At 65.8% G+C, this 20522-nt stretch carries 13 protein-coding genes and 1 pseudogene; 12 read left to right on the top strand and 2 right to left on the bottom strand.

The annotated features are described in order from the left end of the window. Window positions 1-100: 100 nt before the first annotated feature. The 5 genes from ABIB42_RS18315 (at window position 101) to ABIB42_RS18295 (ending at window position 9273) form a co-directional block, all read left to right on the top strand. A complete protein-coding gene (locus ABIB42_RS18315; RefSeq protein WP_219864272.1) occupies window positions 101-2299 on the top strand; it encodes an OsmC domain/YcaO domain-containing protein in 2199 nt (732 codons plus the stop codon). A 104-nt stretch (window positions 2300-2403) separates the two neighbouring features. Further along, window positions 2404-4005 (top strand): phytoene desaturase family protein, encoded by a 1602-nt coding sequence (locus tag ABIB42_RS18310; RefSeq protein WP_429248762.1) that lies wholly within the window; start codon window positions 2404-2406, stop codon window positions 4003-4005. Window positions 4006-4431: 426 nt separating this feature from the next. Further along, window positions 4432-6552, top strand: coding sequence for a TonB-dependent receptor (locus ABIB42_RS18305; RefSeq protein WP_005670438.1), 2121 nt, complete (start codon window positions 4432-4434; stop codon window positions 6550-6552). 11 nt (window positions 6553-6563) lie between these two features. Next, on the top strand, window positions 6564-8402 hold the full coding sequence (locus ABIB42_RS18300) for a glycoside hydrolase family 2 protein (protein WP_005670439.1): 1839 nt from the start codon (window positions 6564-6566) through the stop codon (window positions 8400-8402). A 148-nt stretch (window positions 8403-8550) separates the two neighbouring features. After that, window positions 8551-9273, top strand: coding sequence for a GntR family transcriptional regulator (locus tag ABIB42_RS18295; protein ID WP_184235823.1), 723 nt, complete (start codon window positions 8551-8553; stop codon window positions 9271-9273). Between the two features lie 2 nt (window positions 9274-9275). Here ABIB42_RS18295 and ABIB42_RS18290 read toward each other — a convergent pair whose 3' ends face one another. After that, window positions 9276-9713 carry an FKBP-type peptidyl-prolyl cis-trans isomerase gene (locus tag ABIB42_RS18290; RefSeq protein ID WP_429248761.1) on the bottom strand — a complete coding sequence of 146 codons (438 nt, stop codon included), beginning with the start codon at window positions 9711-9713 and terminating at the stop codon, window positions 9276-9278. Window positions 9714-10110: 397 nt separating this feature from the next. Between ABIB42_RS18290 and ABIB42_RS18285 the strand changes: the two genes are divergently transcribed. Further along, complete coding sequence (locus ABIB42_RS18285) at window positions 10111-12954, top strand: TonB-dependent receptor (RefSeq protein WP_184235826.1); 2844 nt, start codon at window positions 10111-10113, stop codon at window positions 12952-12954. Between the two features lie 97 nt (window positions 12955-13051). Here ABIB42_RS18285 and ABIB42_RS18280 read toward each other — a convergent pair whose 3' ends face one another. Further along, the gene (locus ABIB42_RS18280; protein ID WP_005670454.1) at window positions 13052-13780 is read right to left on the bottom strand and encodes a GntR family transcriptional regulator; all 729 of its coding nucleotides are present in this window, start codon (window positions 13778-13780) and stop codon (window positions 13052-13054) included. Between the two features lie 636 nt (window positions 13781-14416). Here ABIB42_RS18280 and ABIB42_RS18275 point away from each other — a divergent pair. The 6 genes and pseudogenes from ABIB42_RS18275 to ABIB42_RS18250 all read left to right on the top strand — a co-directional run bounded on the left by ABIB42_RS18275 (window position 14417) and on the right by ABIB42_RS18250 (window position 20515). Next, the gene (locus tag ABIB42_RS18275; protein WP_184235829.1) at window positions 14417-15148 is read left to right on the top strand and encodes a gluconate 2-dehydrogenase subunit 3 family protein; all 732 of its coding nucleotides are present in this window, start codon (window positions 14417-14419) and stop codon (window positions 15146-15148) included. A gap of 6 nt (window positions 15149-15154) precedes the next feature. Beyond that, window positions 15155-16930: a GMC family oxidoreductase gene (locus tag ABIB42_RS18270; protein ID WP_429248760.1), complete on the top strand. Its 1776-nt coding sequence runs from the start codon at window positions 15155-15157 to the stop codon at window positions 16928-16930. 12 nt (window positions 16931-16942) lie between these two features. Then, a complete protein-coding gene (locus ABIB42_RS18265; protein ID WP_005670459.1) occupies window positions 16943-18340 on the top strand; it encodes a cytochrome c in 1398 nt (465 codons plus the stop codon). A 220-nt stretch (window positions 18341-18560) separates the two neighbouring features. Then, complete coding sequence (locus ABIB42_RS18260) at window positions 18561-19649, top strand: tartrate dehydrogenase (RefSeq protein WP_005670461.1); 1089 nt, start codon at window positions 18561-18563, stop codon at window positions 19647-19649. A 121-nt stretch (window positions 19650-19770) separates the two neighbouring features. Beyond that, a pseudogene (locus ABIB42_RS18255) lies at window positions 19771-20010 on the top strand (cation:dicarboxylate symporter family transporter); the annotation flags it as partial. A 1-nt stretch (window position 20011) separates the two neighbouring features. Next, a complete protein-coding gene (locus ABIB42_RS18250; protein ID WP_273028845.1) occupies window positions 20012-20515 on the top strand; it encodes a TonB-dependent receptor domain-containing protein in 504 nt (167 codons plus the stop codon). The last annotated feature ends 7 nt before the right edge of the window (window positions 20516-20522 follow it).

Below are 20522 nucleotides of genomic sequence, written 5' to 3'. Positions count from 1 at the left end.
GAACTGAGACGCTCCACGAGAAATTCGGTACTGTAATAAGCGACCATGAGCCCTGTCCCGACAGGGCTTTGTATTTTTCCCACCGTATCTGGATTTTTCCATGGAAATTAAAGTCAACTTCCTCGACAAGCTTCGCCTGGAAGCCAAGTTCGACGATTTCACCGTCATCGCCGACCAGCCCATCCGTTACAAGGGCGATGGTTCGGCGCCGGGGCCTTTCGATTACTTCCTGGCCTCGTCCGCCCTGTGCGCCGCGTATTTCGTGAAGTTGTACTGCAATACCCGGAATATCCCGACCGAGAATATCCGCCTGTCGCAAAACAATATCGTCGACCCGGAAAACCGTTACCAGCAGATCTTCAAGATCCAGGTCGAGCTCCCGGCCGACATCTCCGACAAGGACCGCCAGGGCATCCTGCGCTCGATCGAGCGCTGCACGGTGAAGAAAGTCGTCCAGGCCGGCCCCGAATTCGTGATCGAGGAAGTGGCCAACCTGGACGCCGACGCCCAGGCCCTGCTGACCCTGCAGCCGGACGCGCAATCGCGCACCTACATCCCAGGCAAGGACCTGCCGCTGGAACAGACCATCGCCAATATGTCCGGCATGCTGGCCAGCTGGGGCATCAAGATCGAGATCGCGTCGTGGCGCAATATCGTGCCCAATGTATGGTCGCTGCATATCCGCGACGCGCATTCGCCGATGTGCTTCACCAACGGCAAGGGCGCGACCAAGGAAAGCGCGCTGGCGTCAGCCCTCGGCGAATACATCGAACGCCTGAACAACAACCACTTCTACGCCGGCGTGTTCTGGGGCGAGGACATCGCCAACGCCGACTTCGTGCATTATCCGAACGAGCGCTGGTTCAAGCCCGGCCCGGACGATGCGCTGCCGGAAGGGATCCTCGACGAATACAGCCTGTCGTTCTACGATCCCGATGGCGAATTGCGCGGCTCGCACCTGATCGACACCAATTCGGGCAATGTGGAGCGCGGCATCGTCGCGCTGCCCTTCGTGCGCCATTCGGACGGCGAGGTCGTGTACTTCCCGTCGAACCTGGTCGAGAACCTATATGCCAGCAATGGCATGAGCGCCGGTAACACGCTGGCCGAAGCGCAGGTGCAGTGCCTGTCCGAGATCTTCGAACGCGCCGTCAAGCGCGAGATCCTGGAAGGCGAGATGGCCTTGCCCGACGTGCCGCAAGAAGTGCTGGCCAAATACCCGGGCATCGTGGCCGGCATCAAGGGCCTGGAAGAGCAGGGCTTCCCGGTGCTGGTCAAGGATGCCTCGCTGGGCGGCCAATACCCGGTGATGTGCGTGACCCTGATGAACCCGCGCACCGGCGGCGTCTTCGCGTCCTTCGGCGCCCACCCGAATTTCGAGGTGGCGCTGGAACGCAGCCTGACCGAACTGCTGCAGGGCCGCAGCTTCGAAGGCCTGAACGACCTGCCGCGGCCGACCTTCGCCAGCGAAGCCGTGACCGAGCCGTATAACTTCGTCGAGCACTTCATCGATTCGAGCGGCGTCGTGTCGTGGCGCTTCTTCAGCGCCAAATCGGATTACGATTTCGTCGAGTGGGACTTCAGCGCGCAGGGCGACAACGCCAACGCCGAGGAAGCCGCGACCCTGCTCGCCATCCTCGAAGAGATGGGCAAGGAAGTCTACACCGCCGTGTACGACCAGCTGGGCGCGGTGGCCTGCCGTATACTGGTGCCCGATTATTCCGAGGTGTATCCGGTCGAAGACCTGATCTGGGATAACACGAATAAATCGCTGCTGTTCCGTTCCGATATCCTGAACCTGCACCGCCTGGACGACGACAGCCTGGCGGCGCTGCTGGAGCGCCTGGAAAACAATGAACTGGACGAGTATTCCGACATCGCCAGCCTGATCGGCATCGAGTTCGACGAGAACACGGATTGGGGCCAGCTGACGGTGCTCGAGCTGCGCCTGTTGATCAACCTCGCGCTGAAGCGTTTCGAGGACGCGCACGAACTGGTCGGCGCCTTCCTGCAGTACAACGACAACACCGTCGAGCGCGGCCTGTTCTACCAGGCGCTGAACGTGGTGCTCGAGGTGGTGCTGGACGACGAGATGGCACTCGACGACTACGTCGTCAACTTCCGCCGCATGTTCGGCGACACGCGGATGGATGCGGTGCTGGGCTCGGTCGACGGCAGCATACGCTTCTACGGCTTGAGCCCGACCAGCATGCAGCTCGAAGGGCTCGATCGCCACCACCGCCTGATCGACAGCTACCGCAAGCTGCACGCGGCGCGCGCCAAGGCGGCAGCCAAGTAAGACCAGCATGATCCAGCCCCTGTCCGCAGGGGCTTTTTTTTGCCTTCAAGCCAATCCCTCGCTAGAATCGTCGTGTTCGCTTGCACGCTCCGGGGAGACGCCAGATGCGCGACGCAATCATCATCGGCGCCGGCCATAACGGCCTGGCCTGCGCCTGGTACCTGGCCCGCGCCGGCTTGAAGGTGACGCTGCTCGAGCGGCGCGGCGTCGTCGGCGGCGCCGCGGTCACCGAGGAATTCCATCCCGGCTTTCGCAACTCCGTGGCCGCCTACACCGTCTCGCTGCTCAACCCCAAGGTGATCCGCGACATGGAACTGGGCCGGCACGGCCTGCGCATCGTCGAACGACCGCTGTCCAACTTCCTCCCATTCGAGGATGGCCGCTACCTGAAGGTCGGCGCCGGGCGGACCGCTCTTGAAGTGGCCAGGTTCTCGCAGCGCGACGCCGCCCGCCTGGACGACTACCACCGGCACCTGGACGACGCGGCCGACCTGCTGCGCGAGCTGGTGCTGCAGACGCCGCCGAACCGCGTCGAGGGCGGCTGGCTCGCTGCGCTGCCCGAACTGCTCAAGGCCGGCCGCATCGGCAACCGCATGCGCAAGCTGTCTCTCGCAAGCCAGCGCGAGCTGCTGGACCTGTTCACCAAGTCGGCCGGCGACGTCCTGGACGGCTGGTTCGAGAGCGATCCGATCAAGGCCGCCTATGGTTTCGACAGCGTGGTGGGCAACTACGCCAGTCCCTACACCCCCGGGTCGGCCTATGTGCTGCTGCACCACGTGTTCGGCGAGGTCAATGGAAAAAAGGGGGCCTGGGGCCACGCGATCGGCGGCATGGGCGCCATCACCCAGGCGATGGCGAAGGCGGTGCAGTCCCTCGGCGTCGAGATCCGCACCGGCTGCGCGGTAGCCGAAGTCGTGGTGCGCAAGGGCCGCGCCACCGGCGTCGTCACCGGCGACGGCGAGCGGTTCGATGCGCGCGCCGTCGTGTCGAATCTCAATCCGCGCCTCCTGTACACCCGGCTGGTCGACCCTGGCGCGCTGCCGGCCGACTTCCTGCGTCGCATGGAAGGATGGCGCTGCGGTTCGGGCACCTTCCGCATGAACGTCGCGCTGTCCGAACTGCCGGACTTTCGCTGCCTGCCGGGCAAGGAGATGGCCGAACACCATGGCAGCGGCATCATCATCGCACCCAGCCTGCATTACATGGAGCGCGCCTACCACGACGCCCGCGCCGCGGGCTGGTCGCAGGCGCCGATCGTCGAACTCCTGATCCCGTCGACGCTCGACCCGACCCTGGCCCCGCCGGGGCAGCACGTGGCGAGCCTGTTCTGCCAGCACGTCGCGCCGAACCTCCCCGATGGCGCGAGCTGGGACGATCACCGCGAGCGGGTGGCCGACCTCATGATCGACACCGTCGACCGCCATGCGCCGAACTTCAGGCGCGCGGTGCTGGGCCGCCAGATCATGAGCCCGCTCGACCTGGAGCGCACCTTCGGCCTGGTCGGCGGCGACATCTTCCGCGGCGCGCTGGGACTCGACCAGCTGTTCTCGGCGCGCCCGATGCTGGGCCATGCCGACTACCGCGGTCCCGTGCCCGGCCTGTACACCTGCGGGTCGGGCGCCCATCCCGGCGGCGGCGTGACCGGCGCGCCGGGCCACAACGCCGCGCGTGAGATCCTGCGCGACTTCAGGCAGCGGGCCGACTAGGCAGCTCAACCCAGGGCGCTTCGATCAACTTGGTGACTAAACCCGCCAGGCCGTTGTGCATGGTGGGTTGGAATCCTAATATATCACCGCAGTCGGCCGATCGGATTCTCTGAGGTAACCCTAGTCCGCTGCAGTCTCTTTGCTGGCTCGCCCGGTGCGAGCCAGCCCTTTTGAGATTCCCGATGGATGGCCGCGTGAGCTGAAATACTAGTCGATCACGCCGCTAGCAGCACGCATTCCACAATTATTATCAGGAGACACAATGAGTTTTCCATCCCCGCGCCGCCGCTCGGCGTTGACCGCGATCGCCCACGCCGCGGCCCTGCTGGCCGCCGGCGCCATGACCGCACAGGCCCAGGAGTCCGGCGCGCAGTCGTCGGAAGGCCTGCAAGTGGTGACGGTGACGGCGCAAAGCGCCCGCAGGCGATGCAGGACGTGCCGGTCGCGGTCAGCACCGTGGACGAGCGCGCGATCGAGAACCAGCAGATCGTCGGTTTCTCGGACCTGACCCGCGTGGCGCCGGCCCTGACCATCAACGAAAACCCCAACAACAACAATATCGCGCTGCGCGGCATCGGCACCTTCGCCTTCAGCATCGGCATCGAGTCGGCGGTCTCGGTGATCATCGACGACGTGCCCGTGATCCAGCAGTTGCAGGCGTTCTCGAACCTGAGCGACATCGCGCGCGTCGAGGTGCTGCGCGGCCCGCAGGGCACGCTGTTCGGCAAGAACTCGTCGGCCGGCGTCATCAATATCGTCACCAAGGAGTCGAGCGAGGAGCGCGAAGGCCATGCCCAGGTCACCGTGACCAGCGACGGCGAGAAGCGCCTGGAAACCGGCATCTCGGGCCCGGTCAGCGACAAGCTGGGGTATCGCCTGAACGCCTACACCGGCAACCGCGAGGGCGACGTCACCAACCTCGAGTCGGGCGCCAAGCTGAACGGCGAACGCAGCAAGGGCGCGCGCCTGCGCCTCGACTTCAAGCCCGCCACGAGCCTCGACGGCCGCCTGATCGCCGACTACAACAAGCGCCGCATCGAAGGCCCGGTGACGACCTTCCTGTCGGTGCCGCCCGGCGCCAGCCTGCGCGGCGTGGCGCCGATCGGCCCGGCCCTGGTCGGCGTCACGCCGGGCCCGGACAACCGCGACGTGCGCATGGACGATCCGGGCTTCGCCGAGCACGAGTCGCGCAGCATCGCCGGCACCGTGAACTGGAAGCTGGACAACCATACCATCACCTCGGTGACCACCTGGCAGGACTGGCAGTTCGACTTCCTGGCCGACTTCGACGGCACCAACCTCGACCAGCTCGGCCCGCAATCGAACGGCCGCTTCCACGGCGGCGTCACCGCCGGCGGCCCATACCGCTCGCGCATGTCGACCCAGGAGCTGCGCCTGACCTCGAACGGCGACGGCGCGCTTACTTATCTCGGCGGCCTGTATTACGCCGATTCGCGCACCGAGCGCAGCTATGTGCGCGGCCCGGTCTCGAACCTGGCCGACTGGGAGGCGCGCTCCGGCAACCAGACCGCCGCCGCCTTCGCCCAGGCCGAATACCGGATCACGCCCGCCACCCGGCTCAGCACCGGCCTGCGCTTCAACCGCGAAACGATCGAGGTCGACTTCACCAACCGCCTGCCGGCGGTGCCGGCCAGTTTCGACGGCCGCAGCCGTGACGACGCCACCACCGGCAAGGTCGCCCTGCAGCACGACCTGGCCAGGGACGTGATGGTCTACGGTTCCTTCGCCACCGGCTACAAGGGCGCCGGCTACGACGTCTCGACCGGCTTCAACGAGGCGCGCGTGCGGCTGCCGGTGGCGCCGGAGACGTCCGAATCGTGGGAGCTGGGCATGAAGAGCCGGTTCTTCCGCAACCGCCTGCAGCTCAACGCCACCGTGTTCCACACCGACTACGAGGACTTCCAGGCCCAGTCGCGCCGCCTCGATCCGCTCACCCAGGCGTATGAAAACGTCGTCACCAACGTCGGCGAACTGCGCACCCGCGGCCTGGAGCTGGAAGTGCAGGCCAAGCCGATCAACACGCTGCTGCTCGAAGCCTCGGTGGCCTGGGTCGACGCGACGATCAAGAAGTTCCCGAACACGAACTGCTATCCTGGCCAAACGGCCGCCGAGGGCTGCGTGCCGGTCGGCGGCGTGCCGTTGCAAGACCTGTCCGGCAAGCGCCTGTCGAACGCGCCGCGCACCAAGCTCAACCTGGGCGCGACCTACAACTTCGCCGTGGGGGAGAGCGGCTACAGCGGGATCGCCAACATCAATGGCCAGTACCAGTCGAGCGTGAACTACGACCTGGCCGCCAATCCGCTGGCCGAGCAGAAGGGCTATGGCACCGTCAACGGCAGCATCGCCTTCTTCAATCCCGCGCAGGACGTGAAGCTGACCTTCTACGTCAACAACCTGTTCGACAAGAGCTATGCCAGCTTCGTCGGCGACAATTACAACGTGTTCGGCAACGTCCACGTGCTGACCCAGACCTTGCCGCGCAACTCGGACCGTTACTTCGGCGTGCGCATGAAAGTCGATTTCTGAGATCCACAGACATGAAAAAACTCATCACGGCATTCTGGCTATTCCTTGGCGCGCTGGCCTGCCAGCCGGCGCTGGCGCAAGCAGACACCCTGCGGCCCGCCTTCCTGCTCACCGGCGCGCTGCACCGCGACAGCCAGGACCTGTCCGGCCAGTGGACCTACTCGAAAGACCTGTACCGCACCGGCCTCACCGACATCAACGGCTGGGTGGCCAAGTCGCGCATGCAGCGCGCGCGCGACGTCGACGTCGCCGCCGTCGAAGCCAAGGGCGGGGTCGACTTCTACGAGTTCGACATGGACCGCGGCCCGCTCATCAATGTGCCCGGCGCCTGGAACGCGGCGGCGGCCGAGCTGCGCTACTACGATGGCCTGATCTGGTTCCAGCGCAAGTTCGATGCGCGCCCAGGCGCAGGCAAGCGCGCCTTCCTGCGCTTCGAGGCGGTCAACTACCGCGCCTACGTCTACCTCAACGGCAAGGAAGTGGGGCGTCACGAGGGCGGCTTCACGCCCTTCGTCCTGGAGGTGACCGAGGCCCTGCGCGCCGGCGAGAACCGGCTGGTGGTCGGGGTCGATTCGAGCCACGACGCCCAGTCGATACCGACGTCGATCACCGACTGGGACCTGTATGGCGGCATCACGCGCAAGGTCAGCCTGGTGACGACGCCGGCGACCTTCATCGACGATGCGACCTTGAGTCTGGGTCCGGATGGCCGCATCGCCGGCGAAGTGCGGCTGCAGGGACCGCAGGCGGCGCACCAGGCGGTGACGGTGGCGATCGGCGCGCTCGGCACGGCGCGCGCCACCACCGACGCCAACGGCCGCGCGCTGCTCGACCTGCCGGCGCCGAAGGGCCTGGAGCGCTGGACGCCCGAGAAACCGACGCTGTACGACGTGCGCTTTTCCGCCAGCGGCGACCAGGTGCGCGACCGCATGGGCTTTCGCACCATCGCCGTCAAGGGCAACCAGATCCTCCTGAACGGAAAGCCGCTGTTCTTGCGCGGCATCTCACTGCACGAGGAGGAGTTCGGCCCGAACCCGGCGCGAAATATGACCGAGCAGGCGTCGCGCGCGCTGCTGCACGAAATCAAGCACGGCCTGAACGGCAACTATGTGCGCCTGTCGCACTATCCGCACTCCGAGACCACGGTGCGCCTGGCCGACGAAATGGGCTTGCTGGTGTGGAGCGAGATCCCGGTCTACTGGACCGTCGACTGGGACAACCCGGCCGTGCTGCGCAAGGCGCTCGTGATGCAGGCCGAGACCATCTACCGCGACCGCAACCGGGCCTCGGTGATCCTGTGGAGCGTCGGGAACGAGACGCCGGTGTCGCCCTCGCGCACGCGCTTCCACGGCGCCATGGCCGACAATGTGCGCGCGCTCGATCCGACCCGGCTTGTGAGCGCCGCGCTGCTGGTCGAGCGCAAGGGCGACGTGCTGGAGATCCAGGACTCGCTGATCGACAAGCTCGACGTGCTGGCGGTGAACGTGTATGCCGGCTGGTACGGTCCCGACACGCTGGACGGCATCGCGAACCTGCGCTGGGACGTCCCCGGCGAGCGTCCGCTGATCCTGTCCGAATTCGGCGCCGACGCGCTGGCGGGGCACCGCGGCCAGGGGCTCAGGAAGTTCAGCGAGGAATACCAGGCCGAGTACTACCGCAAGACGCTGGCCATGGCCGAGGGCATCCCGACGCTGCGCGGCCTGTCGCCCTGGATCCTGAAGGACTTCCGCTCGCCGCGGCGCGAACACCCGGTGTTCCAGAACGGCTGGAACCGCAAGGGCATCCTGTCCGAGACCGGCGTGCGCAAGCAGGCCTTCGACGTGCTGGCCGACTACTACCGCCGCAAATGAGCATCCACGCCGTGGCCACCGGCCACGCGCTTCGCTCATGATCTTGATTGATTGTCATAGGGCGCGAACAGCGGGCCGCCGATGGTAAACAATAGGGCACTGGAACATTGATATACCAGCGACCCGCAGCGCCAGGAGAGACAAGGACATGAACCCCGCCGACGACAGCTTCCACCTCGACCGCTCGCGCAATGCGACCATCCAGGTGTTCGAGCATCTGCGAGAACTGATCGTCAGCCTGGCCATCAAGCCGGGCACGGTGCTGGCGCGGCCCCAGCTGTGCGACTACTACAAGCTGTCGGCCAGCCCGGTGCGCGAGGCGCTGCTGCGCCTGGAAGAAGAGCACCTGGTCGACATCTACCCGCAGCACCAGACCCGGGTGCGCCGCATCGACCTGGCCCAGGCCAGGCAGGCGCACTTCTTGCGGCTGTCGGTGGAGCTCGAAATGGTGCAGGTGCTGGCCCAGGACGCCGACCCGGTCCTGGCGCGCACTCTCGCCGGGCTGGTCGAGCGCCAGCGCGCCAGCCTGGATTCGGGCGACCTGGGCACGTTCACCCAGGTCGACATGGAATTTCACCGCTGCCTGTACCACGCCGCGGCGGTGCCGGACCTGTGGTCCATGATGCGTAGCCGCAGCGGCAACCTGGACCGCCTGCGGCGCCTGCACCTGCCGCTCAATGGCAAGGCGCAGTCGATCCTCGACGAACACGGCGCGATCGCCCAGGCCATCGCGCGCGGCGACGCGCAGGCGGCCCAGCAGATGGTGCGCAGGCACCTGTCGGGAACGCTCAGCGCGATCGACGCGCTACGCACGCGCTATCCCGACCTGCTGCTGCCGCTCGACTACGGCGCGCCGGCGCTGGCCGCCTGAGGTTAGCGCACGTCGAGCAGTTCGACGTCGAAGATCAGGCTCGCGTTCGGTGGAATCGGACCTGCGCCGCCGGCGCCATAGCCCATCTCGGGCGGCAGGATCAGGGTGCGCTTGCCGCCGACCTTCATGCCTTGCACGCCTTCGTCCCAGCCGCGGATGACCTGGCCGGCGCCCAACTGGAAGCTGAACGGCGCGCGTCCGACCGAGGAGTCGAACTGCGTGCCGCGCAGCGTTTCCTTGCCCGGCTCGTACAGCCAGCCGGTGTAGTTGACGACCGCGGTGGCGCCGGCCACGGCTTCCTTGCCGGTTCCGGGAATGGTGTCGATCTTCTGGAAGGCGACCGCGGACGCGGCCGACTGCGGCGCCTGGGCGCGGTCGCAGCCGGCCAGCGCCAGGGTCAGGCCCAGGCCGAGGACGCAGGAGGACAGCAGGTGTTTCATAGTCTTCTTTCTTTGATGGTTGCCGTAAATGGGATGCCCGGGAGCATACATGGCGCCGCGCGCGCTGCCAACACCGGCGCATCCACGAGGCGAGCCCATGTTCGCGGCCGGAGTTGGCCACCCGGCCGGCGTGACGCCGTCGAGCGCGATTCCGGCGCGGCGAGCCGCGTGCGCGCGACACACTGGACCTTGCAACTGTCGCCAACAAGCCCGCTTCGGCGGGCTTTTTTTCGTATGTACGCCAATCCGGCGCGCCTTGTAAAAGGATGTATGAAATATTTTGTGTACTTATGTCAACGGAATGACATGCCAGAGCGTTAAGGCTGGTATCGAAGGGCGCGACCCGGCATGTCCGGAGCACGTGTACGCAAGCCCGAATCACAGAATTGGAGAGTGAATGACCCGATTGAAAGTCAAGCCGATCTGCGCCGCCATCATGCTGATGTCGGCCTACGGCGCGCCAGCCCTGGCGCAAACCGCCGCCGCAACCGACGCCACCGAACAGACCGCGCCGGCGGCCGAATCCTCTCCAGTCGCACCTGCCGTCCCCGCTGCTCCAGCTGTACCAGCCGCGCCAGCCGCGCCGGCGCCCCAGGCCGCGCCAGCCGCCGCCGTGGTCCAGGTCACCGGCCTGCGCCAGAGCCTGCGCTCGGCCGAGGACATCAAGCGCGACGCCGCGCAGGTGGTGGATGCCATCAATGCCGACGACATCGGCAAGTTCCCCGACCGCCAGGCGGGCGACGCGCTGCAGCGCGTCGCCGGCGTGCAGGTGGGGCGCGACCGCGGCGAGACCAGCACCGTGATCATCCGCGGTCTGCCCGACGTGGCGACCACGCTCGACGGCAACGAGATCTTCACCGCCGCCGGCCGCCGCCTGTCCTACCAGGACTTGCCGGTGCAGTCGATCGCCGGCATGGAAGTGTATAAGTCGGCCACCGCCAACCAGTTCGAGGGCGGCATCGCCGGCGCCGTCAACATCCGCCTGCGCGCGCCGTTCGACAACAAGGGCTTCACCGCGACCGGCTACGTCGAGGACCGCGTCAACCAGACCAATGGCAGCGGCAATACCTCGGACAAGCACAGCCCGGGCGGCGGCTTCCTGGTCAGCAACCGCTGGGACACCGACTTCGGCGAGATGGGGGCGCTGTTCGACGTCGCCGTCAACCGCGACAACTGGGCCTTCCCGGTGCAGTACGTCGACCGTCCCGACAATGTGTTCTCGGTCAGCCCGGACGGCAGCGCCACGCGCCTGGGCAACGTCGGCCCGTATGCGCCGGCCGCGCCGGGCGACGTGCTGGGCCAGCTGCCGAACATCGGCGGCATCTACAACGCCGGCCAGCGCGAGCGCCAGAGCGTGCACGGCGCCTTCCAGTGGAAGGTCAATCCACGTCTGACGGCCAACGCCCAGTACCTGGGCATGGGTTACCAGGGCCGCACCGGCGTCAACTACGTGATGAGCAACGCCACCTGGGCGCCGCGCCTGACCGATGTGGTGATGGCGCCGCAAGGCAGCGCCTGTGCCACCCCGCAGGGCGCGATCTGCCCGATCCTGGCCGCCAGCGCGCCGGCCGCGCAGTTCGGCAATGCCTATGACTGGGACCCGTACACGGCGTCCAGCACCTGGGGCCAGAACGAGCGCACCGCCACCCACTACCTGAACCTCGGCCTGAAATACGCCGACGGACCGCTCAGCGTCGATTCGCAGTTCGGCTATACCCGCTCCAGGTTCGTCAACGACACCGTGATCGTCGACCAGCAGGTGCCGGGCGCCAGCGCCAGCGTGTATTCGTATGGCGCCGACGGCCACGGCGGCTTCAATGCGATCACGCTGCCGGGCAGCGGCGGCAATGCGCTGCAGGACCCACGCAACTACGTGCTGCGCGGCATGGTCCAGAACTGGAACGAGCAGACCGGCAGCCAGCTGCAATGGCGCACCGACGCCACGTATCGCCTGGGCGGCGACGGGTTCTTCACGGCCCTGCTGGGCGGCCTGCGCCTGTCCTCGCGCAAGGCCAGCTACCACGGCGCCGAAGGCCACGCCGATTTCACCGGCGAGCGTCCAAGCGCCATCGGCGCCCTCGGCCCGTCGTTCCAGGCGCAAGTGCCGGGCCTCGATCGCCTGGGCGGCGCCTGGTACGGCCCGTCGTCCGACTACCTGATCGACAATGCCGACGCCGTGCGCAACCTGTACGGCGCCGCCAGCGGCCGCGTGCCGGACGACCCGGGCCGCCTGTTCGACCAGCGCGAACGCAACGCGACCCTGTACCTGGCCGCGCGCTGGGCCGCCAACCCGGGCGGCATCGACGTCAAGGGTGAAATCGGCGGGCGCGTGGTGCGCCTGAATCGCGAGCTGAGCGGCATGACCCGGATCGGCGACGAGGTGTCGAACGTCGACCTGTCGACCTACGAAACCAATTACCTGCCGAGCGCTTCGGCGGTGGTCGGCTGGACCGAAGACCTGCAGTCGCACTTCTCGGTAGGCAAGACCATCACCCGGCCGAACTTCGGGACGCTCAATCCGGCCCTGACCCTGGTGCCGTCGACCGTCAACGTGCCGGGCAGCGGCAGCGCCGGCAATCCCTACCTGGAGCCGACCCGCTCGACCAATATCGACGCCACGCTCGAATACTACTTCCAGAAGAACGGCTTCGCCCAGGTCGCGCTGTTCCACCGCGACATCGACGGCTACGAGCAGAGCTTCACGCGCGACGAAGTCATCGACGGCCAGGTGTATCGCGTGACGCGTCCGCAGAACTCGGGCAAGGGCCGGCTGCGCGGGGCCGAATTCGGGGTCCAGAAGTTCTTCGACTTCCTGCCCGGCCCATGGGCCAACTTCGGCGCCCAGGCCAACTACACCTGGATCGACGGCGAGAACCAGAGCCGCACCGCGTTCGACAGCGACACCTATACGACCACGCCGCTGACCGGCGTGGCCAAGAAGAGCTACAACTTCGCGCTGCTATACGAGGGCAACGGCATCACCGGCCGCCTGGCCGCGACCCGCCGCGGCGACTACGTCGAGCAGATCGCCGAGGCGCCGTTCAACCAGGACCGCGTGGTCAAGGCCGCGACCTTCGTCGACCTGAGCATCGGCTACGAGATCAACGACAAGGTCTCGCTGCAGTTCGACGCGATCAACCTGACCCGCGCCAAGTTCGAGAGCTCGCTGGGCGAATACATGCCGCGCGACGTGCGCTACAACCCGACGACCTATGGCCTGAGCCTGCGGTTCCGGATGTAAACGCCGTCCGGCGGGGCGGCAAAACGAAGGCGCCGGCGTCCTGATGGGAGGCCGGCGCCCTGCAGTGCAACGCTGGTGGATCGGCGTAGCGCGAAGGTCAGGACACCTTGCGCAATGGCGCGGCGTCGTCCACCATCTCCATCACCGAATTGCGCTTGTCCAGCAAGTGAAGCGACAGGATCGCCGCCAGGCGCTTGCCGTCGCGCGCCTCGAGCGCCTCCATCATCTGGCGATGTTCTTCGATCGCCTGGTCCCATTTCTCCGGCTTGATGTTCGACTTGAGGCGCAAGGACTGCAGCCGCCGGTTCATGTTCAGATAGGTGTGGTGCAGCACCGAGTTGCGCGCCGCTTCGGAGATCTTGTTGTGGATCGCCTGGTTGCGGCTGTAGTAGCCGGGCAGGTCACCCTGTTCGCGGCAGGTCAGCATCGCATCGTGCAGCGCCCGGATTTCGGCGACTTCCTCGGGCGTGATCCGTGCGCACGCGTGTTCGCCCGCGAGGGCTTCGAGACCGCTGACGAACTCGAAGGTTTCCCATACTTCTTGCTGCGACATCTTGTAGACCGAGGCGCCGCGGTTCGGCGAGATCTCGATCAGGCCCTCCGCGGCCAGCGCCTTCAGGGCTTCGCGCAGCGGGGTGCGCGAGATGCCCATGGTTTCGCACAGCTCCCGTTCGTTGAGCTTCATCCCAGGCGGAAAGACGGATTCGACGATCAGCCGGCGCAGGTGGGACACCACCGTCTCATGCAGGTGTTGCCGCGCCAGCTTTGGAAGGGAGGGCGCGGCAACGCCGGGCTCCGCGGCCGGTACAACTTCCGAGTTTTGCATCAATGTCTCCACTTCCATAATTTTGGAGGAATTCTATCATTCAGGCGTATTTGCATTGTTGAAACCAGGCTTAACCTCGTGAACCGGTCGACCCATGTCGCGTGGCGGACACGGCGCGGACGTTTCATTTGCGCAACAAGCGCCATCAGCGCCCGAAGGTCCCATCCATATGAGGGCAGGGTGACCAAGTTTCAGGCCCGACGCTGCGCGACAGTGCCTTCCGACTGCGCACATGGCGTGCGGCTGGTTTGGCGTCCGATCTCTCCACCTCGTCCTGGCGCCTGCGAACAGCGGATCGGCGCGTGCCGAAGCGCAGGCTAGCGTCCGTCAAATCAGGCTACTGCTGTCGACCGAACCGTGAAATGAGAACATTCTAAAACTTCTGAACTTTCGAAATAGCCATTCTAGCACCAGCGCCGCGCTCGCGTGATGCAACTTATGGTTGCAACCTCAATGTGCTTGTCGGCCGTTATGACTCCTGCTGTTTCTCGCGCTCAACCCCTTTCCATTTCAAATTTTCTTTACGGAAATTATTGATCACCAATATTTCAATTTGGCATAGTAGGGCGGTTGTTGGTACTATGTATCTTGCATTTTGCATACAAAATACATTCTTCACATTGAGAGAGAGACTTCATGTCCGACGATCAGCAATCCCCATCGCGGCGGCGCCTCATCAAGAGCCTGGTGTTCGTGCCCATGGGCGCGGGCGCAGCGGCGGCAGCCATCCATCAGGGTCTGCCCAACGCCAATGCCACCGCCACCGCAGCACCGGAAGGCAAGCCGAATCCCTACACGCCCAAGTTCTTCAACGCGAAGGAATGGAAATTCGTGATCGCCGCGGTCGATCGCCTGATTCCGCATGACGAGCACGGCCCCGGCGCCGTCGAACTGGGCGTGCCCGAGTTCATCGATCGCCACATGCAGTCGCCGTACGCATCCGGCAGCATCTGGTATATGCAGGGCCCGTTCCTGGAAGCGACTTCGGAGTTCGGTTACCAGGGCAAGCTGGCGCTGAAGGACATCATCCGCGTCGGCATCGCCAACGTGGATGCCTATTGCGCCAAGACCTACTCGGGCAAGGCCTTCGCCGACCTCGACGTGCGCATGCAGGAATCGGTCCTCAAGGAACTCGAAGGCGGCAAGATCAAGCTCGCCGACATCTCGTCGAAGACCTTCTTCGCCGACTTCCTGGCCGAGACCCGCGCCGGCTACTTCTCCGATCCTAGCCACGGCGGCAACAAGGACATGGGCGCCTGGAAGATGATCGGTTACCCCGGCATGCGGGGCGACTACCTGGAGTGGGTGAAGATTCGCGACAAACCGTATCCGTTGGGACCGGTGGACCTGGCTGGACGGAGGGGATAAGAGAATATGGCAATCGTAAAAGAGAAAAAAGACGTGGTCATCGTCGGCGCCGGCTGGGTCGGCGCCATCATGGCCAAGGAATTGACGGACGCTGGCCTGAACGTGGTCATCCTGGAACGCGGCCCGGACCGCGACACGCAGACCGACTTCGCCTATCCGCGCGTGATCGACGAGCTCGAAGGCTCGGTGCACCGCAAATACCTGCAGTCGCTGGCGCAAGAAACCGTGACCATCCGCCACAACCTGAACACCGTGGCCGTGCCGAAGCGCCGCATGGGCTCGTTCAAGCCGGGCACCGGCGTGGGCGGCGCGGGTTCGCACTGGTCGGGCGTGCACTTCCGCGCGCTGCCGGAAGACTTCAACCTGCGCAGCACGATGGAGCAGCGCTACGGCAAGAAGATCATGCCGGAAGGCATGTCGATCCAGGATTTCCCGATCACCTATGAAGAGCTGGAGCCGCATTTCTCGCACTTCGAATACGTGTGCGGCACCTCGGGCAAGGCTGGCGTGTTGAACGGCAAGGTGGTCGAAGGCGGCAACCCGTTCGAAGGCTCGCGTTCGCGCGAATACCCGCTGGGACCGAACCCGGACTACCTGGGCGGCGAAATGTTCTACAAGGCGGCGCGCGAAATGGGTTACCACCCGTTCCCGATCCCGGCCTCGAACACCTCGGCCAGCTATGTCAACCCGTACGGCTGCCAGATGGGCCCGTGCAACTTCTGCGGCTTCTGCTCGGACTACGGCTGCCTGAACTACTCGAAGGCCAGCCCGAACATCAACATCTTCCCGGTGCTGCGTGGCCGCAAGAATTTCGAGATGCGCACCCTGGCCCAGGTGCTGAAGGTGAACCTGACGGCGGATGGCAAGATGGCCACCGGCGTGAACTATCTCGATGCCGGCGGCCAGGAATGCGAACAGCCGGCGGACATCGTCATCCTGGGCGCGTTCTCGCTGTATAACGTGCACCTGATGCTGGTGTCGAAGATCGGCCCGGCCTACGACCCGGTGACCAAGACCGGCACCGTCGGCAGGAACTACTCGTACCAGAACCTGAACCGCGTCTCGCTGTTCTTCGACAAGAACGTGCACGCCAACCAGTTCATGGGCATCGGCGGCGGCGGCACCACCTTCGACGACCTGAACGGCAACCGCAACGATCCGACCAAGTCGGGCTTCGTCGGCGGCGGCGTGATCTGGGCGCGCCAGCCGGGCGGCGGTCCGGTGCGCGGCATCGCCACCGCGCCGGGCGTGCCGAACTGGGGCAGCGACTGGAAGAAGGGCGCCAAGGACGCGATGCGTCACTCGTTCTACTACGAAGTGCAGGGTTCGTGCATGGCCTACGACGACGCCTACCTGGACCTGGACCCGAACTACAAGGACGCCTTCGGCCGTCCGCTGCTGCGCATGACCTTCGACTGGCATGACAACGAGATCGCGGCGTCGGCCTACCTGGTCGACAAGGCGCAGGAGATGTGCAAGGTCCTGAATCCGCTGGCGACCAAGGGCGATGCCAAGAAGCCGGGCACGCACTACAACATCAACCAGTACCAGAGCACGCACACGGTCGGCGGCGCGATCATGGGCGCCAATCCGAAGACCTCGGCCCTGAACAAGTACCTGCAGTCGTGGGACGTGCCGAACGTGTTCGCGCCGGGCGCCAACGCCTTCCCGCAGAACAACGGCTACAACCCGACCGGCATGGTCGGCGCGCTGGCCTACTGGTGCGCGAAAGCGATCCGGGAACAGTACATCAAGAACCCGGGCCCGCTGGTGCAGGCATAAGAGGACGAACACATGACCAAACAAAAACCTGTCAAGAAAATCGTCCTCGGTCTCGCCATCGCCGGCGCGGTGGTCCTTGCCGGCGCCTACGGCTATGCCGTGGCGCCGACCGAGACCCGCAAGATCGAACCGGGTCCGCAGCTCGCCAATCTGGCCAATGGCGCCAAGCCTGACGCCGGCCTGATCGAGAAGGGCCGCTACGTCGCCACCGCGTCCGACTGTATCGCCTGCCACACGGCGCCGGGCGGCAAGGAGTTCGCCGGCGGCCGCGTGATTCAGTCGCCGATCGGTAATATGTACGCGACCAACGTCACGCCGGACAAGGAAACCGGCATCGGCAACTACTCGCTGGACGATTTCGATCGTGCGGTCCGCCACGGCATCGTGCCGAGCGGCGGCACCCTGTATCCGGCGATGCCGTTCCCGTCGTATGCCCGCATGAGCGACGACGACATGCGCGCGCTGTACGCCTACTTCATGCACGGCGTCGAGCCGGTCAAGCAGGCCAACCGCGACAACGAGATCAGCTGGCCGCTGTCGATGCGCTGGCCGCTGGGCATCTGGCGCAAGACCTTCGTGCCGGTGCAGGGCCCGATGGACCTGACGAAGTACGCCGACCAGAAGATCGCCCGCGGCGCCTACCTGGTGCAGAGCCTGGGCCACTGCGGCAGCTGCCACACCCCGCGTGCGGCGACGCTCAACGAACTGGCGCTGGACGAATCCGGTCCGGAATACCTGGCCGGCGGTCCGCTGATCGATGGCTGGCTGGCGGTCAACCTGCGCGGCGACAAGGTCGACGGCATGGGCAACTGGACGGCGCAGGACATCGTCGACACGCTCAAGACCGCCCGTAACAAGCACTCGGGCGTGCTGGGCGAGCCGATGCAGGACGTGGTCAAGCACAGCACCCAGAACATGCTTGATGCCGACCTGATGGCGATGGCGCTCTACATCAAGAGCCTGCCGAAGAGCGGCAACAAGAAGGCCACCTTCGCCGCCAGCGACGCCACCGTGCAGAAGATCATGCAGGGCAACGACAGCGAACGCGGCGTCCAGCTCTACCTGGACAACTGCGCGGCCTGCCACCGCGTGGACGGCAAGGCGGCCGGCGACGTGTTCCCTGCGCTGCCGGGCAATCCGACCGTGCTCTCGGCCGACCCGACCTCGCTGATCCGCGTGATCCTGGCCGGCGCGCGCCTGCCGTCGACCCACACGGCGCCGTCCGACCTGGGCATGCCGGGCTTCGCATGGCGCCTGTCGGATGAAGAGACCGCGCAGCTGGTGACCTTCGTTCGCAGCAGCTGGGGCAACCAGGCTTCGCCGGTCGGCGCGGCTGAAGTAGCCAAGGTGCGCAAGCTGGTCAAGGAGCACGAGCTGCACACGGCGGACAAGGGCGATACCAAGCACTGATCCGGCGCGTGGCCATGGCGCCGCCGGCACCCGTCAGGTCGACGGGCGCCGGCGGCGCTTTTTCGTTTTCTGTTACGAGGCGAGCATGGGCCGGGACCGCCCGAGTCACGCGGCATTGTCAACTGGGAGTTGATAATGGTTTGAGTCCGCGGTAGTTCGTGCGCCGGGACGGCGCGCTACAGTGAGCCGACAATATCACTCACTGTACGGAGACCGCAGCATGAAAACCTATCATATCGCCACCATTCCCGGCGACGGCATCGGCAAGGAAGTCATCCCGGCCAGCCGCGAAGTCCTGGCGGCGCTGGCCGCCACCAGCGGCAGCTTCCAGTTCGCCTTCGAGGATTTTGACTGGGGCGGCGACTATTACCGCAGGCATGGCGTCATGATGCCGGCCGACGGCCTGGAGGCCCTGCGCGGCAAGGACGCCATCCTGTTCGGCTCGGCCGGCGACCCGGACATCGCCGACCATATCACCCTGTGGGGCCTGCGCCTGAAGATCTGCCAGGGCTTCGACCAGTACGCCAACGTGCGGCCGACCCGCATCCTGCCGGGCATCGACGCGCCGCTCAAGCGCTGCCGCGCCGAAGACCTGAACTGGGTGATCGTGCGCGAGAACTCGGAAGGCGAATACTCGGGCGTCGGCGGGCGCGTGCACCAGGGTCACCCGATCGAGGCCGCGACCGACGTCAGCATGATGACCCGGGTCGGGGTCGAGCGCATCCTGCGTTTCGCCTTCCGGCTGGCGCAGTCGCGTCCGCGCAAGCTGCTGACGGTCATCACCAAGAGCAATGCCCAACGCCACGCCATGGTGATGTGGGACGAGATCGCGCTGCAGGTGTCGAAGGAGTTCCCGGACGTGAGCTGGGACAAGGAGCTGGTCGACGCCGCGACCGCGCGCATGGTCAACCGCCCGGCCACGCTCGACACCATCGTCGCCACCAACCTGCACGCCGACATCCTGAGCGACCTGGCGGCGGCCCTCGCCGGCAGCCTGGGCATCGCCCCGACCGGCAATATCGATCCCGAGCGGCGTTACCCATCGATGTTCGAACCGATCCACGGTTCCGCCTTCGACATCATGGGCAAGGGACTGGCCAATCCGATCGGCACCTTCTGGTCGGTCGTGATGCTCCTCGAGCACCTGGGCGAGCACGCCGCGGCGGCGCAGGTCATGCAGGCCATCGAGTGCGTGACCAGCACGCCGGCGCTGCACACCGGAGACCTGGGCGGCGCGGCCACCACGGCCGAGGTGACGCGGGCGGTCTGCGACTTCATCGGCGCGGGCCGCGAGCGCGCCGCCGCCTGAGCCAGGCTACGTCAGCACCCGCCGGCGCCGGCCTGCCAGGCCGTGCGCCATCCTGCACGGGTCCCGCAACACATCTCGCCGCAGAGCGAAGAGGGGACGCCGCATACATCAAGGAGACACCATGTCAACGCGCTTCTTTGGAAAACTGTACGTGCAGGTCCTGATCGGCGTCGTCGCCGGCGGCCTGCTCGGATTTCTCTACCCGCAGCTTGGCGTCGATCTCAAGCCGCTCGGCGACGTCTTCATCCGCCTGATCAAGATGGTGTTCGCACCGGTCATCTTCGCCATGGTGGTGCTGGGCATCGCCAGGATGGAAAGCATGAAGGAACTTGGGCGCGTCGGCGTACGCGCCCTGATCTATGGTGACGCGCCCGCAGAACTCGGGCCAGGGCACGCTGCGCGGCGCCGAATTCGGCATCCAGAAGTTCTTCGACTTCCTGCCCGGCCCGTGGAGCGGGTTTGGCGCGCAGTTCAACTATACCTGGATTGACGGCGATAACGAAAGCAAGACCGCCTTCGACAGCGACGCCTTCACCACGACCGCGCTGGTGGGCGTGGCGCGCCAGAATTACAATGTGGCGCTGCTGTACGAAGGCCACGGCATCACCGGCCGCCTGGCGGCGACGCGCCGCGGCGACTATGTGGAACAGATCGCCGAACCGCCGTTCAACCAGGACCGGGTGGTCCAGGCCACCACCTTCGTCGACCTGAGCATCGGCTACGAACTCAATCCGCGGCTGTCGCTGCAGTTCGACGCGATCAACCTGACCCGCGCCAAATTCCAGAGTTCGCTCGGTCCCTATCAGCCGCGCGACATCCGCTACAACCCCACGACCTATGGCGTGAGCCTGCGCTTCAAGATGTGAGCCGCAC

Origin of the sequence: Massilia sp. UYP32 (assembly GCF_050434365.1) — a bacterium.
Classification (GTDB): domain Bacteria; phylum Pseudomonadota; class Gammaproteobacteria; order Burkholderiales; family Burkholderiaceae_D; genus Telluria; species Telluria timonae.
This window is presented reverse-complemented; position numbering and strand designations above follow the sequence as displayed.